This is a genomic window from Sporosarcina saromensis, from assembly GCF_033253735.1.
Classification (GTDB): Bacteria; Bacillota; Bacilli; order Bacillales_A; family Planococcaceae; genus Sporosarcina; species Sporosarcina saromensis.
Genome location: NZ_JAUBDI010000021.1, coordinates 1 through 16005, shown reverse-complemented (window position 1 = coordinate 16005; position 16005 = coordinate 1). Strand labels below are relative to the sequence as shown.

Annotated in this window: 16 protein-coding genes and 2 riboswitches; of the genes, 14 read left to right on the top strand and 2 right to left on the bottom strand. The window is 40.5% G+C overall.

Annotated elements, in window-relative coordinates; genetic code table 11:
- Positions 1-13: 13 nt before the first annotated feature.
- On the top strand, positions 14-1375 hold the full coding sequence (locus QT711_RS16230) for an MATE family efflux transporter (RefSeq protein ID WP_317945993.1): 1362 nt from the start codon (positions 14-16) through the stop codon (positions 1373-1375).
- A gap of 127 nt (positions 1376-1502) precedes the next feature.
- On the opposite strand, the gene QT711_RS16225 is transcribed toward QT711_RS16230, so the two are convergent.
- Positions 1503-3203 (bottom strand): methyl-accepting chemotaxis protein, encoded by a 1701-nt coding sequence (locus tag QT711_RS16225; protein WP_317945992.1) that lies wholly within the window; start codon positions 3201-3203, stop codon positions 1503-1505.
- Positions 3204-3441: 238 nt separating this feature from the next.
- Here QT711_RS16225 and QT711_RS16220 point away from each other — a divergent pair, with 238 nt between their 5' ends.
- The 3 genes from QT711_RS16220 to QT711_RS16210 all read left to right on the top strand — a co-directional run bounded on the left by QT711_RS16220 (position 3442) and on the right by QT711_RS16210 (position 5654).
- On the top strand, positions 3442-4158 hold the full coding sequence (locus tag QT711_RS16220; RefSeq protein ID WP_317945991.1) for a dihydropteridine reductase: 717 nt from the start codon (positions 3442-3444) through the stop codon (positions 4156-4158).
- Between the two features lie 233 nt (positions 4159-4391).
- Positions 4392-5120, top strand: a complete 729-nt coding sequence (locus tag QT711_RS16215; protein ID WP_317945989.1) for a DUF421 domain-containing protein — start codon at positions 4392-4394, stop codon at positions 5118-5120.
- Positions 5121-5231: 111 nt separating this feature from the next.
- The gene (locus QT711_RS16210; RefSeq protein ID WP_317945987.1) at positions 5232-5654 is read left to right on the top strand and encodes a DUF7878 domain-containing protein; all 423 of its coding nucleotides are present in this window, start codon (positions 5232-5234) and stop codon (positions 5652-5654) included.
- Between the two features lie 53 nt (positions 5655-5707).
- Here QT711_RS16210 and dapA read toward each other — a convergent pair whose 3' ends face one another.
- Entirely contained in the window at positions 5708-6592 is an 885-nt protein-coding gene (gene dapA, locus QT711_RS16205) for a 4-hydroxy-tetrahydrodipicolinate synthase (RefSeq protein ID WP_317945985.1), read from the bottom strand.
- Between the two features lie 118 nt (positions 6593-6710).
- A riboswitch (Lysine riboswitch) is annotated at positions 6711-6889 on the bottom strand.
- Between the two features lie 181 nt (positions 6890-7070).
- Here dapA and QT711_RS16200 point away from each other — a divergent pair.
- From QT711_RS16200 to QT711_RS16155, 10 genes are all read left to right on the top strand, one after another.
- Positions 7071-7793 carry a VCBS repeat-containing protein gene (locus QT711_RS16200; protein WP_317945983.1) on the top strand — a complete coding sequence of 241 codons (723 nt, stop codon included), beginning with the start codon at positions 7071-7073 and terminating at the stop codon, positions 7791-7793.
- 405 nt (positions 7794-8198) lie between these two features.
- Positions 8199-9413 (top strand): MFS transporter, encoded by a 1215-nt coding sequence (locus tag QT711_RS16195; RefSeq protein ID WP_317945981.1) that lies wholly within the window; start codon positions 8199-8201, stop codon positions 9411-9413.
- 129 nt (positions 9414-9542) lie between these two features.
- The gene (locus tag QT711_RS16190) at positions 9543-10121 is read left to right on the top strand and encodes an ATP-binding protein (RefSeq protein WP_317945979.1); all 579 of its coding nucleotides are present in this window, start codon (positions 9543-9545) and stop codon (positions 10119-10121) included.
- Between the two features lie 143 nt (positions 10122-10264).
- On the top strand, positions 10265-10756 hold the full coding sequence (locus tag QT711_RS16185; protein WP_317945977.1) for a hypothetical protein: 492 nt from the start codon (positions 10265-10267) through the stop codon (positions 10754-10756).
- A gap of 191 nt (positions 10757-10947) precedes the next feature.
- Positions 10948-11946, top strand: a complete 999-nt coding sequence (locus tag QT711_RS16180) for a YecA family protein (RefSeq protein WP_317945975.1) — start codon at positions 10948-10950, stop codon at positions 11944-11946.
- A 45-nt stretch (positions 11947-11991) separates the two neighbouring features.
- Positions 11992-12192, top strand: a complete 201-nt coding sequence (locus QT711_RS16175; RefSeq protein WP_317945973.1) for a hypothetical protein — start codon at positions 11992-11994, stop codon at positions 12190-12192.
- Positions 12193-12368: 176 nt separating this feature from the next.
- A riboswitch (TPP riboswitch) is annotated at positions 12369-12474 on the top strand.
- 80 nt (positions 12475-12554) lie between these two features.
- Positions 12555-13136, top strand: coding sequence for a YkoF family thiamine/hydroxymethylpyrimidine-binding protein (locus QT711_RS16170; protein WP_317945972.1), 582 nt, complete (start codon positions 12555-12557; stop codon positions 13134-13136).
- 2 nt (positions 13137-13138) lie between these two features.
- Positions 13139-13720, top strand: a complete 582-nt coding sequence (locus tag QT711_RS16165; protein ID WP_317945971.1) for an ECF transporter S component — start codon at positions 13139-13141, stop codon at positions 13718-13720.
- On the top strand, positions 13707-15080 hold the full coding sequence (locus QT711_RS16160; protein WP_317946066.1) for an ABC transporter ATP-binding protein: 1374 nt from the start codon (positions 13707-13709) through the stop codon (positions 15078-15080). The genes QT711_RS16165 and QT711_RS16160 overlap by 14 nt, the downstream gene beginning before the upstream one ends.
- Positions 15061-15816, top strand: a complete 756-nt coding sequence (locus QT711_RS16155) for an energy-coupling factor transporter transmembrane component T family protein (RefSeq protein WP_317945969.1) — start codon at positions 15061-15063, stop codon at positions 15814-15816. The genes QT711_RS16160 and QT711_RS16155 overlap by 20 nt, the downstream gene beginning before the upstream one ends.
- The last annotated feature ends 189 nt before the right edge of the window (positions 15817-16005 follow it).

Sequence of the window (16005 nt, the reverse complement as noted above, 5' to 3'; positions counted from 1 at the left end):
AGAAGGGTAATCAATGAAAAACGAAACGAATAAATATCAAGACCAATCTTTGTTTAGTATTACGTGGCCGCTTTTTATTGAGATATCTCTCCATATGAGCGTTGGGATTATCGCGACATTAATCCTAAGTGGTTATTCAGATAAGGCCGTTGCGGGTGTTGGGGTTGCGAATCAGATTGTTAACATCTTTATTCTTATTTTCAACGTGACTGTAATAGGAGCAATGATATTAATTGGGCAAAAGTTAGGTGGAAACCAATTAGACCGAGCTCGTCAGCTTGCACGTTCAGCAGTTGGAATAAACTTTTGGATTGGACTAACGATGACTGCAGTTGTTGTATTGTTTGGTGGGGTATTTTTAAAGTTTTATGGACTGAGTGGAGAGATATATGATTTTGCTCTCACGTTTCTAACCATCACCGGTTTTTCACTCATTCTTGAAGCAATTTCTCTTGCGTTAAGTGCAATATTACGTAGCTACGGTCATACAAAAGAAGCAATGTACATGACGGTAATTATGAATGTAATCAGTGCTACAGGATACTTCATTGCAATAAAAGGATTGTTTGGGCTCCCTGTCACAGGAGTAGTCGGTGTTTCGTATTCGATTATTGTTGCGAGGGTATTTCTAATTCTTGCACTCTTATACTTTGTCTATAAAATATTACATTTAAAGTTCTCGATAAAAGATTTTGTATCTCTTAAAAAATCCGATATGAAGGAAATCTTTCACATTGGGCTCCCTTCAGCTGGAGAAAATCTTTCTTACCAGCTTTCACAAATCGTAATTACGAGTTTCGTTGCAATGATTGGGGATGAAGCATTAGCAGCCCGAGTGTATATCCTTAATATCTCAATGCTTTGCTTCCTATTTACGATGGCGATTGCTCAAGGGACGCAGCTATTAATTGCACGTTATATTGGGGCTAAGGATTATGATCGAACGTTGAAGCGTGGCATTAAGACGTTGAAAATTTCGATGGCTGTTTCATTGGCTGTATCGCTAGCGATAGCTCTTACTGGGGAACCAGTGCTGGCTGTATTTACATCAGAACCTAGTATTATTGCAATCGGACTTCCGGTATTATGGGCCATTGTATTTATTGAACCAGGTCGTGCGATGAACATTGTTTTAATGGGGTCTCTTAAATCTGTTGGCGATGTTCGTTTCCCGGTTATTATTGGAGTGATTTGCATGTGGGGCGTTGCAGTTGTATTCAGCTACCTATTTGGAATCGTCTTTGGGCTCGGGTTGCTTGGAATTTGGATTGCGCAAGGATTAGATGAATGGATTCGTGGAACCTTTGCATTAAGAAGATGGTTATCTAAGCCTTGGATGAAGAAAAAAGTAGAGAAGCAAGCAATAGCAAGTTAACGAGTACTTGATTTTGGGATAAATAATTTCGATCTGTTTCCTACTCAATGGCTGTCGTAGTCAAAGTTCATAATGAAGACCAGGCAATCCCAAATAGGAAAGCCTGGTCTTTTATCGTTTGCTTGAATTACAATTTAAACTGTCCAACCATTCGATTAAGTTCTTCTGCCAATTCGGCAAGGTGTTCTGAACTTCCTGCAACTTCTTCCATTGAACTGCTTGCTTGTTGGGAAGAGGCGGTTACTTGCTCTACACCTGCTGCTGATTCTTCGGATAGCGCAGCGATTTCTTCAATTGATTCGTTCATGTCCTGACAACTTACAGCCGTTTTTGCTAAGTTGGTTGAAACGACTTTAATGTTGTCGACCATTTCAACGAGTGCTTCGCTAATTTCGTTAAATGTTTTGCCAGTTGCTTCGATTTCGGTTGTACCGTGTTCGACTTCTTTGTATCCAATCGTTAACGATTCGGCAACTGAGCTTGATTCGTTTTGAATATCCGTTACAATCTCTGTTATATCGCTGACGGATAGGGCTACTTGTTCGGCAAGCTTTCTTACCTCGTCTGCTACGACGGCAAACCCTTTGCCGTGTTCTCCAGCTCTAGCTGCTTCAATCGCTGCGTTAAGTGCTAAAAGGTTCGTTTGATCTGCAACATCTTTAATAACGGTGACGAGTTGTGAAATTCGTTTTGATTGATTGTCTAAGTCTTGTACTTTTGTGACGGCTTCTTTTACGATGTGGTTGATTTTTACCATTTGCTCCGTAGAAGCATTCATGAGCTGACTTCCATTCGTCGTTAGCTGCAATACTTTTTCTGAGTTTGTTTGGATTTTTTCGCCGCTGTCGTTTGCTTCATCGACCATTTCAGTAAGTGATCCCATATTTCCCGCTAAATCACTTGCATTGTTCGCTTGAGTCTCAGAACCCGTTGCAAGTTCAACCATTGTAATTGCAACTTGTTCGGTGCCTGCTTTTACTTCGCCTGCAACTTGTGTTAACTCTTCACTTTGACTCGAAACTGCCTCAGACACTGTATTCATTTTTCGAATCATATCACGCATGCTGTCGTTCATATCGTTTGTAGCATCCACTAATTGACCAACTTCGTCTCGTGAATGGATGAGTAATCTTTCGTTGCTCAAATCACCTTCCGCTATCGATTTCATTCGTAGCATGACCAAACGTATCGGTTTTGCAATCGTGTTTGCTGTAAATAGGCCGATAATGATGCTAAGAACGATCGACAAAATGACGATGACCGTCGTGATCACGATGGTTGTTTTACCGCTTGAAATAATGGATTGCCCTTGTTGATTAATGCTCGCTTCTCCGTTTTGAGCTAATTCCAAATAGCTTGTTTGAAGCTCTTGTGCAATGATTAGCATTTGCCCCATATTTTCTTTTGCAGATTCTTTGTTTCCTCGTTTGTATTCCTCAAAAATATTTTGTGAGATGAAGTCTGCCCAATCATCTGTTTTGGTTGCTAAAGCAGAGAATTCTTCTGTATGGTTCAGCTCTTGTACAACCGCTGCATATTCCTTGCCGTTTTCGTTGTATTGATTGAATCGGTCAATGAACTTTTCTTCTCCGTCTATGAAGAAGGCTCTCGTTGCAGAAACTCTATCGGAAACGGAAGCTACTAATCGCTCATTTGCGATGAGCAACTGCACTTCCTTATCAATGATATCTTGTGTTCGCTTATTGACGGTGTTGGCGGATAAAAGGCTATACACGCCTAAACCTAGGACGAGTACAACAACGATTGAAAATCCGAATAACACTTTGGCTTTAATACTTTTGAAACCTAGTCGTTTTTTTATTTCCATAATCTCCTGTCTGCTACTATTTTCTAACAAATAAAATCATAATTAGTTCTAAAGTTCTGTAACGATTCACCTAACTAATATCGGTATCGATTAGAACATGTTAAGCAATTTGTATATTTTATTTTGAAATGTTTCCTGATTTTCTTGCTAGATAGGTATAGAACTTAATTGAGAATAGTTTTCAATTGATGTATAGTAAGTAGTGAGAATTGCTATCAATGAAAAAGGGGAATCGATTATGCAAATTTATTGGACGAAAATAAATAAAATTATTGATGAAACACCTGAGGTGAAAACTTTTTTATTGGACTGTCCACAAGATTTCACATGGGAAGAAGGGGCTCATACCCATTTTGCGTTGAAAGGATTTAATGCAGCAGAAAAGCCAAACCGTAGTTTGATTCGACATATGTCGATATCGACTTTGCCTCATGAGCAGTCAATCGGCATTACAACGAGGATTCGCGAAAAGTGTTCGGAATTTAAAACGATATTAAAGACAATCAACGTTGGGGATGAAGTGGCGATTTTTAAAACGAGTTCGAATGTACCGTTAAAGAGGGAAGGGAAAAAGGTATACTTACTGTCATCGGGTGTCGGTCTAGCAACATTTAGACCACTCGTGCTCGACTATTTTAAGCGTGCGGATGATGTAAGTGGCGTGCACTCTTTAAATATAGATTCCTCAACAGACTATTTGTTTACCGATATTTTTACATCGGCTGCTGACAAAGAATTCACTGCAATGTTCGTTAATAATCGTAAAGACTACTATGAAGAAGTAAAAAAACTAGCAGCAGACAAAGAAGGGATTTTCTATGTCGTCGGTAGCGATGAGTTCCTTTTACAAAATATTGAGTTGTTGCGTCATGAAGGCATCCCAGATGAGCAAATGATGTTGGACAAACATGAGTGGCAACTGACGGAGTTCTTTTCTTTAGTGCAGACAAATTAAGAAGCGTGAATGCTTCTCTACACACTAAAAAAGATGTAATACTTTACATTGAAATAAATAGACCGATGCACAAGCCCCTCGTTAACCAGCTCGAGGGGCTATTTATATTGAAGATATTACTTGAAATTATGTACAGAAATCAGAGCGAAATCCTTTTGGTATAAATACAAAGTACAAAGGCAAGCATGAAAGAAGAGACTTTCTAGCCACATGTCGATAAATGAGGTGTTTTGGTGGAACATGCTTTTCAAATCGTGAAAATCTTAGGGAGGATTGTAACGATCCTGCCACTCGCATTGTTTGCTACGATCTACATGGGAAAACGTTCAATCGGTGAATTGCCGGTATTTGATTTTTTAGTCATTCTAACGTTAGGAGCCGTTGTCGGAGCTGATATTGCTGATCCAAAGATTAATCATATTTATACGGCTGTCGCAATTGTTGCCATTGCATTGCTACAGAAGGTTACCGCTAAAGTAAAGATGAAACAGCGTAGGATTGGCCGTATGTTGACATTTGAACCGACAATTGTCATCTACCAAGGGCAGTTTTTAGTGGAGAAAATGAAAAAAATACAGTTTCCAATTGATACAATCTTACAAATGCTAAGGGAGCAGCAAGTGTACAATGTGAAGGACGTGGAGCTAGCCAACATAGAGGCAAATGGGAGTTTGTCTGTGAAGTTAGTAGCAGAGAAAGAATCTGTACGAGTCGAACACGTTCATCCAAACACATACACAAGCAAGGGAATTGACGTACCAGTTATCATTGAAGGGAAGATTTACACGGAAGTTTTGTTAGCAAGAAACTTAAACGATGCATGGCTTTATAAAGAATTAGAGCGAAAAGAAATTTTTGATGTGAAAGAAGTGTTTTACGCAGCTGTGAACAACTTGAACGAACTACATGTCAGTATGATAAAAACAGAGGAACCAAAAAACCTTCCACCTATTCTGCACTAATAGACGAAGGTTTTTTGCGTATAACTTTCCTCGATTTTGAACGAAATGTACCATTCGGTGATGGCATGTTAAAATACAAGCATATATATTGCTTGTAGAGGAGCTGGAGATTTGACTAGCTTGCAAATACACCCTCAGGTTGATACGACAGTTGAGATTGAGCAGAAATTGATTCGCCAAAGGAATGGGAAGTTGTTAGTGGATATTCAAGGAAAGTTGGAAATCCTGGTGAACGGTAAGTGTTTCTTTTTAGAACCAGCACTTGCATTGCTTGAATTTGGAGTGGCATTGTCAAAGTGGGACAGGATGAACGATTTTTACTATTACACGATGGAACATGACGAAAGAGAAGGTCCGATTATAGCATTCATTCATGATGATAGAGGGTGGCGATTGGACTCGATATGGAGAGAATTTGATTGTGAAGAGCGACTGCCGGACTACACAATTACAGAGGCTGTCGATCATTTCTTAGCGAATGTAGATGGTGCATTCATGCGCTATTACGGCATAAATACACGCGATTTTATCTAAACAAAAGCCTGTGCGGGGAGTGTTACACATTTCCTGCACAGGCTTTTTACATGTTAGGAAGCTACAACTTCATGAATTGTTAGGACTTGTTGCAAAGTACGTAGCTGTTCATTTGTCAATGGAACCATTGGTAAACGCACGCCGCCTACAGGAACCCCGTTTATGTTCAATGCGGCTTTTACAGCAGTTGGATTTGGAGCTGAGAATAAGGCTTTCATGATTGGTAATAATTTGCGGTGTTCTCTTGCGGCAACATCGGTGTTGCCACATTTAAAGTTTTTAATCATCGTTTGCATTTCATTGCCAACAATATGAGAAGCAACAGAAACGACACCTGCTCCACCAATCGATAAGATTGGAATGGTCAATCCATCGTCTCCACTATAAAGTGCAAAGTTCTTTGGAGTGCGTTCAATAATTTCAACCATTGCATCTAGATTGCCACTTGCTTCTTTAATGGCAACGATATTCGGTATTTTAGCAAGACGAACGATCGTATCAACAGACATGTTGACGACACTGCGGCCAGGGATATTGTAAAGCATTACGGGTAAAGATGTCGCTGCAGCAATTGCTTTAAAGTGTTGATAAAGTCCTTCTTGGCAAGGGTTATTGTAGTAAGGCGTGACGAGCATGACGGCATCTACACCTACATCCTCTGCAAGCAAAGTCAGTTCAATTGACTCTTTTGTGTTGAACGAACCTGTTCCGGCAATCACCGGTACTCTGCCATTTACAACGTCCACTGTAAACTTGAATAACAGCACTTTTTCTTTCTCTGATAATGTCGGGGATTCTCCTGTCGTTCCTGAAACGACTAATGCCTCTGTCCCATTTGCTAGCAGATGGTTAATTAAGTTCCTTGTCGCTGGGAAATCAATCTCTCCGTGTTCATCAAAAGGTGTCACCATAGCAGTTACAATTTGTCCGAAATTCATCTTTCTCCACATCCTATCATTTTTTTAATAAAAAAGAGGGAGAAGGGCAGTTGTAAATGAACGCAAAAAGCAACAACGAGGGCTCGTTGTTGCAGTGAAATAATAAATTATTTCTTTTGCATAAGATAGCCCTCCATATAGTTTCCTATATGACAATTCTGTGTTTGTTCAACCCAGAACCAGCTTCGAGACTTATGAGCATCTCTCCACTTCGGCAAATTCCCCTTTCCACAATTTTCGTCGGATCTCATATTCCTCGAATTGTGTACTGATGGTCTTTGCGCCTCTATCCTTACTTCAAAACTTTCGAAATAAGTAAATTTTTAATTACTCCTACCATACCTCTTCTTAAAACAGATTGCAAGTGAAATATGTGAAAATTATTTTATTACGCGCGAATAAAAGATGTTAAACGGTAACAATTCCAACATTCGTCCATAACATAGTTACTAAAAGTATGCATGAAAAGGGGAGTATGATGAATTATCAAGTTAATCCACCAAAGCATCATCCAATGGTAGTGGCGTTCGCTCAAGGGGATGTGAATGGGGATTGTGTCATAGACCAAGTGTATTTGACGGGTACGAAAACGCCGGACAGTCCCTTTACACAAAATATTGTATTGCACATTCGAGACGGAAGAACAGGAATGATCGGCTCTATCCCATTGTCGGAAAATACAGGTTATAATCCGACACTTTTCTTAGGTGATTTTACGGGAAATGGTGTGGATGAAATTCTGATCAGCATCGCAACCGGTGGGAGTGGCGGAATTATGAATGCTTACATTGTCTCTTATATTGGAAATCAAGCAAGGTTTATCTTTGACTCAAGTGTGTATAACAACCGGTACACATACAGCGTAAATTATTTGGATCAGTATAAAGTGGAACTCATTAGTGATGCAAATAACGAGAAATATGTAATCGACCTTTCTCTCAGGGACAAATCATATTTGAACGAAATTTATGATGCAAACGGCAAATTAAAGCAACCAATTACTGGATTTGTAAATCCCTTAAGTGGCATATATCCTGTAGACTTCGATTTGAATGGTGTAGACGATCTCCTAATTTATCAAAAGATTGCCGGACGGTATAATGCAGATTCTTTAGGGTATTTCTTAAATACTTTAGTTTGGAAAAACAATCGTTTTGTTTTACAAAATCAGTATGTCGCTATATATGGCACGGAAATGTAGTCGTTCGCTTTAATCCAATTAACAGGAAAAAAGTAGTTAGGTGAAAATAGATTTACCTGACTTTCGAAATTACTAGAACTTTTATGCTACTCCAACTTTGGTTTTCCGTAAATTTCTTGTAGAAAAGCACCAATTGCTTTGTTACAATAAGAAAAAAATAATTGCTCTTTAATTCGGTCCAGAGAGGCTGATAAGGCTGCTGATATAGTTGAGTTCGCGTAACTCGGTTTTTTCATGCCCTTTTGTCCTCTGTGAGACGATAGGGTTTTTATTTTTGCTTTTTTTGTAAGTCCTCTTTTAATACAAGTCCTGTGAGGCTTAAAAGGAGAATGGAATCACATAAATTAGATCCATTCCTTTGGAAGTGAAAGAGTGTAAGCTATAAGAAAACTGGAGGAATGGTACATGGATTATCGTAAAAAGACCGTTGTCGCGTCTGTCGCAGGTTTAACATTGGAAGGAATGGACATTATGTTCATCTCTTTTGCCATGACAATGATTATTTCAGAGTTTAACATTGACCTGGCTACAGGGGGGATGATTTCATCCATTACAAATATCGGGATGTTAATCGGCGGAATTGTTTTTGGGATTTTAGCAGATAAATACGGACGTGTAAAAGTATTTACGTATACAGTGATATTATTTGCAATCGGTACGGCGTTAACAGGTTTGGCAACAAGTATTGAGCAAGTTTATTTGTTCAGATTCATAGCAGGGATCGGTGCAGGTGGGGAATACGGAATCGGTATGGCGCTTGTCGCTGAAGCGTGGCCGAAAAACAAACAAGGACGAGCTTCTTCTTATGTAAGTGTAGGCGCACAATACGGTGTCATTTTAGCCGCGTTGCTAAGTGCGATCATTCTTCCGACGCTAGGTTGGAGAGCATTATTTTTCGTCGGCATTTTACCAGTCATTTTTGCCTTCATTGTACGTAAGAATTTAGATGAATCACCTGAGTGGCTAGCAGCACAGAAAGTTAAAAAAGCAAACAAAGTTGTAGAAAAAGGAAAACTGGTCCAATTATTTGAAACACCTCGTGTGACATTCACGACGATTGCGTTAATGATTATGGCGACTGTTCAAATTGCAGGATACAACGGGTTGATGATTTGGCTGCCGTCTATGTTGCAACAATCACAAGGATTATCTGTTTCTAGCTCTGCGCTTTGGACAATTAGTACGGCAGCTGGGATGATCATTGGAATGCTGACATTTGGTCGATTCTTAGACCGCTTTGGTACGAAACGTGCTTTTGGTGCCTTTCTGATCGCTTCGGCATGTGCAGTGTTTTTATACGCCTATGCAACGGGAAGCGCTGGGGTATTAATTGGGGGAGCAATTGTTGGTTTCTTCTCTAACGGGATGTTTGCAGGCTATGGTGCGCTAATCGGCAATCTGTACCCTGTTCAAATTAGAAGTACAGCGACGAATACGATTTTCAACTTTGGTCGGGCAGTCGGTGGATTTTCACCAATACTTGTCGGTTATCTTCTACAAAATTATGATATGAAAGTTGCAATGCTGTACTTGGCAGCGTTGTATACACTCTCCTTCATTGTCATGCTGACATTGAAAAAGAGTGAATCTCAACATGTAACAGAAGCAGTATACAACTAACGAATTGCCATCCGATGACGTCTTGTAAATCGGATGGCTTTTTTGATAGGTAAGTCTTTTCATGTGGTACTCTGTAAGTGAACATTCATGTGCTTACATGCGTTTTTGCTCAAAAAAGGGGGACTTGTTTTGAAAAGACTCGTTATATTGACTGTGGGAAAAACACATAGTGGAAAAACGACTTTTGCGCAAATGCTTGAGAAGGCTCTTGATCATTCGATTGTCATTGACCAAGATAATCATGCCGCATTCATCAATACGTATTACAGAACACTTCAACCGACAACGGGACCGAATACATTGAAGCATGCCATTTCTCAGCTCATGGTAGAGTATGCGAAAGAACATAGTGATTGTCATTTAATTATTTGTAATGCCAACCGTAATCGAAAGGGCCGTGAAGACTTATTGGAAAATGTGTTTCCGCGTAGTGCGTTTTTGCAAATCATTGTCCATTTTGACTTGCCGGATGCAGTGCTTGAATCACGTGTCGCGAGGAGCACACGTAATAAAAATATCTTCAGAAGTGCTTCGACTTTTGAAGAAGTGCTCAAAAGACAACAAACGGATTCAAGTCTTAAAGACATAAGCGATCCAGATGAACGGGAAGCGGATCACTTGTTTGTCATTCGGGATTGTGCCCAAGTCGATGAGGTTATTGAACAAATCGTCCGGTTAGCTATATGTTCTAATCAACCAAATGGATAACTGTCCAACTTGACAATGGAAGAGGAGTGTATAATTTCTTTGCATATACCTGTTTGTTCCTTCTTGTGTTGAGAGAACAATATGCCCACGTGAAGCATAGACTATTTAGGCAAAGGCGGAGTCAATGGAGGGAGGATATCTCAATGAATTTCATGTCATTTAGTGGGACAGTAACAATGATCAATGATTTTTTTATCATGCAAAATGATCCTAATGTAGGGTGCTATAAGTTATTCACGGTGGAAAATGGAAATGGGGCGATTGTAAATTTCGTCGTGGAACCGTCTACGTACTTCGTGGATCATGTAACTGTAAAAGTAGGGGATGATGTAACGGGTTTTTATGATGCCGATGTACCTGTACCGCTCATTTATCCACCGCAATATCGAGCGGTCGTGATGGCAAAGAACCGCTCGAATGAGTTTGTGAAAGTGGACTTCTTCAATCGTCAATTAGTGAGCAGTGACGGTAGTTTGCAGTTGAACATTTCGTCACAAACGAAAGTGCTTTTGGAAAACGATCAAACATTTACAGGTAGCCCAGTCAATCGATACTTAATCGTCACGTATTCAGCGACGACAAGAAGCATTCCTGCACAGACGACCCCTCGTCAAGTAATTGTCATGTGTGAATGAATAGTTAACGAACTGTGTAGACAAAAGCAATTTGGGCTTTGTCTACATTTTCATTATTAAATCGGAAAACTATGAAGATGTAATCATATGATTTTTATATGGAAATTTGAGAAAACAACGATAGTTTATCCTGCAATCATCTAATGATATTATAGAAAAGGAAAACAAATTTTTTAAGGAAGTGTGTTTGTATGGTAGGCCGTAATGATAAGTGCCCATGTGGTAGTGGAAAGAAATATAAGAAGTGTTGCGAATCGAAGGAAGCAGTTTCGGTTGCGGAAGTTACTTCAGAAGAACTTGAGCGGGTTTTACAATCGTTTTATGATGAGTATCCGGAGCGTAAAGATATCCGAGAGTATTTGAATTTGGCGAACGAATGGAAACAAAATTTACAACAAAACTTTTCTGAAGAGATGATTGAAGCAATTGTACTGGATGAATTCTTCTTCCATCACCGTGAAGATATATGGCAAGGCTATTTAGAGAAGCAAAAGAAGAAACTTATTCGCCCAGTCGTCCTAAAGGTTATCGACCAATGGACAAGCCCACAAGCTATTATTGGTGAGGTATTGGGAGTTGACGAAGAGTACTTGACGGTAAAAATAATTTTAACAGATGAAGTGATTCAATTGAGAAGAGAGGTTGACAAACCGGTACCTGTCGGTGTGCATTTGTATTGCTTTATTTTACCGGATGGTACAGAGAATGAAAATCATTTCTTAGCGGTATCGAGCCTCATCTTCTTCCCGATAGATCACCAACAAGTGTTTACGGAATTCATCAAGCTATTTGAAAAGACAGATGGCCAAACGACTGAGCAATTTATGAAAGAACAAGGGATGTCGTTTTGGAAGATGCTTGCAAATGATAACTACGATGGCAGTGAATTCACCAACTTTGAAGCAGGTGTTTTACAGTCCATCATGGCATTTTTGGATAAGCATGAACAGGAATCAGACAAGCTGTTAGAGATTGTTGAAGACTTCCTCGTGGAACAACAACCGAATGCGCGGAAAGAAGTTGCCATTGCTGCTGGTGCGATTCGTTTCGGACAAGAAAAAGGTCTTTTTGATTCGATTCAGATGACCGTAAAAGAGATCGCTGAATCGTTTGAAGTATCCCCTTCATCCATGAATAAGTATTATAAAGATCTGCTTGCGTATGAGGAACAGAAAATCGGAGTTGAATAACGAGGGGATGTGAAGTGAATCTAGCAAGCAAAGGGGTTATGATTGGTGAGTAAGAATAACAATAAGAAGTATTCGGATGACCAGTTGTTTGGGCAAGACGAGTATTTCTATTTTATCGCAGGCTACACAGAGTCCGGTTTTGCATATGGGACGACTTGGGAAGAGGCAATTGCAGATGGTCTCGTAGATGAAAATAGAAAGCCGATAAAAGAAGAAATTGTTGTGGATGAATTGTATCCATTTTGAATGAGAAATGGATATCAAGCTATGACAACGGTAAGGAAACTGTTTTATAAATATTTTATCTCCCACCAAAGTACGAGTTTGCAAGAATACATTTACAAATTCGCAAACTTCCACTATACTGGGCTCAACATAAAAAAGTGATGAATGACAATCCATTCCATCCAACTACATACCGTTTTCTACACTAGGGGTGCCCACTATGGCTGTGATGCGAGCAACTGCTCCGATCCCTTATTACCCGATCAAGATAATACTTGCGTGGGGAAGTGTAGTGACTTTCCGCGTTTTTTTACGATTGGACAAGTGGCTACATCTTCCGGGATGTAGTTTTTTTATGTAAAAAAATCGAGGAGGTTTTACAAATGAAGTGTGGCGTCAGTCCAATTATCGGATTCCGGTTCTCGTTGTATCCGATGGCGGCGAATTTTGTGGAAGTTATTAAGGGAGCACTTGAACAAACAGATACTTCGAATGTTTGGATGCATACCGATGATGTTTCAACAGTCATTAGAGGAAAACAGGTGCATGTATTCAATGTCGCAAAAGCGATTTGCTTACATGCCGCGAAAACAGGTGAACACATTGCGATGTCTGGAACTTTTTCCGCAGGCTGTCCAGGAGATACAGCGGGTGATGTTTATTTGGAAAAAGGGGATGAAGTGGCGAATATAGATACTACAAAACAATACGTGTCATCCCAATTCGCGCTGTATCCGATGAATAATCCGGATTACATGGATGTCATTTATCAAGAGGTGGATCGTGCGAAGGAGCGTGGTGTGTTCAATGAATCTATGCACTATGCAAGCGGAATCCACGGAGATATTCATGATGTGTTTGCTTTTTATGAGGAATCCTTTACGCATGCGCGCTCTGAACAGCATAAGCATTTAGTGATGACGGTGTCGATGAGTATAAATAGCCCTTCACATGGAGGTCGATGAGTATGTTGAAATCTTGGAAGTTAAAAGAAGTCGTTCTCATGTCTCTATTTTCTGTTGTGTTTGGCATTGTCTATTTACTGTTTTTACATGTCGGAAATATATGGGCTGGTTTTATTGGCCCAATTGCATATGAGTGGATTTTTGGTATTTGGTTCATTGTTTCCATTATTTGTATGTACATTATTCGAAAACCCGGGGCTGCGGTCGTGTCAGAAACAATTGCTGCTGCGATAGAAGTATTGCTAGGGAATGCGGTTGGTCCGAGATTAATTTTGGCAGGTCTTATTCAGGGATTAGGAGCAGAAGCGGCATTTGCAGCAACAGGTTACAAACGATTTAACGTGTGGGTGCTCATGCTGGCGGGAATTGGCGCAGCTGTTTTCAGTTTTGTCTATGGCTATTTACTCGGAGGATTTGCTGTTTTCAGTACGGGCTATGTTGTGTTGATGTTGGCAATCCGGATTGTGAGTGGTGCAATGATTGCGGGTGTTGGCGGAAAAATGGTCGTTGATGGTTTATTGGCAACAGGATCCCTTAGAGGATATGCGATAACGAGATCCGTTAAAGGTGATGCCCGTGCCTGAAGTGATCAAGTTTGAAGATGTCTGTTTTCGTTATCCTGATGAAGATAAATGGATCTTAGATAAGGTTTCATTATCTATAAAGCTTGGTGAAAAGGTAGTCATCACTGGACCGAGTGGAAGTGGGAAGACGACATTACTGTACGTATGCAATCGGTTGTATCCTGATAACTGTGATGGCATTATGACGGGTTCGGTGAAGTTGTTTGGTAGGGAAAGTAGTTCATATGCCCAAGGAGAAGTGAATCATCGCGTAGCAACTGTTTTTCAAGATCCAGATGCACAGTTTTGTATGTTGACGGTAGAGGAAGAGCTTGCCTTCACATTGGAGAATCTCGATGTTGACCGTAGTGTAATGGCTGAGAAGATAGACGATGTGTTAACGATGACAGGTTTAATTGAGTTTCGGCATGCTGTCATTCAGCAATTGTCTGGGGGAGAAAAGCAGCGGATTGCTACAGCTTGCGCATTGATTATGGAGCCGGATGTATTATTACTGGACGAGCCGATTTCTCATTTGGATCCGTATACGGCTAGAAAGTTTATTGCTTGGTTGGATGAATTGCAAAACCAAAAAGGATTTACAGTTGTGGCAATTGAGCACCGGCTGGACTTATGGGGGACGTTTTTTGACCGCACGATTGAATTGCAAAAAATGGATCAAGTGCCTCTACTGGAAAAGCGAAAAAGTAGTAGGCAAGTGGAACAATCTTTGCTCGTACAAGATGTGTCTACACCTTATTTGAAGAGGACTTCTTTTCATCTGCTAAAAGGGGAAGTGGCAGTGCTTGCAGGGCCGAACGGAAGTGGTAAATCCACATTGCTTAAAGCGCTTTGTCAACTTATCCCTGCAAAAGGATCGGTTGTACCTGAACAATTAGGGTATGTTCCGCAGTCTCCGGAATTTCTATTTGTTACGAAAAGTGTAGAGGATGAGGTGGCATTCGGCGGGGGAGCTGATGTGCAGGATATGTTGGAACGGTTGTATTTGAAGCGTGTAGCTGAAGCCCATCCGTTTGCCGTTAGCCATGGGCAGAAACGAAGAGTTGCGATTGCGGCTATGCTGTGTGACGGTCGGGAAGTGATCTTGATGGATGAACCGACATCCGGGCAAGATGCCGCTGGCTTATTCGAATTACTTCAGTTGATTGATGAACGGGCTCGTAACGGTGCGACGTTTGTAATTGTGACGCATGATATGGAGTTTGCTTATGCGATTGCAGACTCCGTGTTGCTTATGGATCAAGGGGAATTGACAGGGAAATTTGAAGCGGAAAGAGTTTGGGCGAATGAAGGATTGTTACTAGCGCATCATCTGTTGCAGCCGAAAGGGTGTGTAGACAATGAAGTCAGCTATGCATGAAATGAATCCTTCGGTGAAATTTATCCTCGTGACCGTTTGCATGTTTACGCTAGCATTCTTTTTCGATCCATGGACGCCGTTTTTCGTATGGGTTGGCGTGTTGCTTATACAAGTTCTGTTCAGTCGCATCGAGTGGAAGCGATGGCTGTTGTTCATGATTCCCTTTTTTATCATGGCATTTGGGTATTTTTGGACGACGATCGTATTTGCAGAAGATCGTTCAGGGGCGGTTGTATGGACGTTGTGGAATTATCCCGTGACGGAAGTACAGCTACATCACGCTTTGTCATTGAGTTTTCGTGTATTAGCTTTTTCAGGTCTGTCCTTGCTGTTTGCATTGACGACAAAACCTGTTTCGTTCATTTTAAGTTTAATGCAGCAAATGAAGCTTTCACCTAAGATTGCTTATAGCATTTTAGTCGGTTATCAATTTTTACCTGTATTGAAAGAGGAGTTTGTTCAGATTCAACAAGCGCATCGATTACGAGGGGCCAGCAAGGAAAATAATGTTGTTATGCGTTTGTGGAACATGCGAAAAATACTTCTTCCTATGCTTGCAGGAGCTGTTCGTAAATCGGAACGAGCGGCTTTTGCGATGGAAGCTAAAGGATTTACGGGTGAAAAGAGAAAGCATTTCTACTATGTTGTAGGTGTTGGTAAAGTAGATGGACTGATGGGGCTGCTTTTTGTTATTTTGTTGGTTGCTAGTTGTACGAGTTCGATTTGGATTGGATGATTGGGACGGGTTATGCGGCGTTTGGCGCAAGTATGCGGCGAAACCTGGGATAATGCTGAGTTCTGGGTAAGCGTTAATCGAAATACACCTTATTCTATTTGTTTGTCCATGCAATACTGGTAGTAACTTTTAGAAACAGAGAGGTGTTTGAGATTGTCAGAATTAGCGAATCCATCCGCGATACATGAT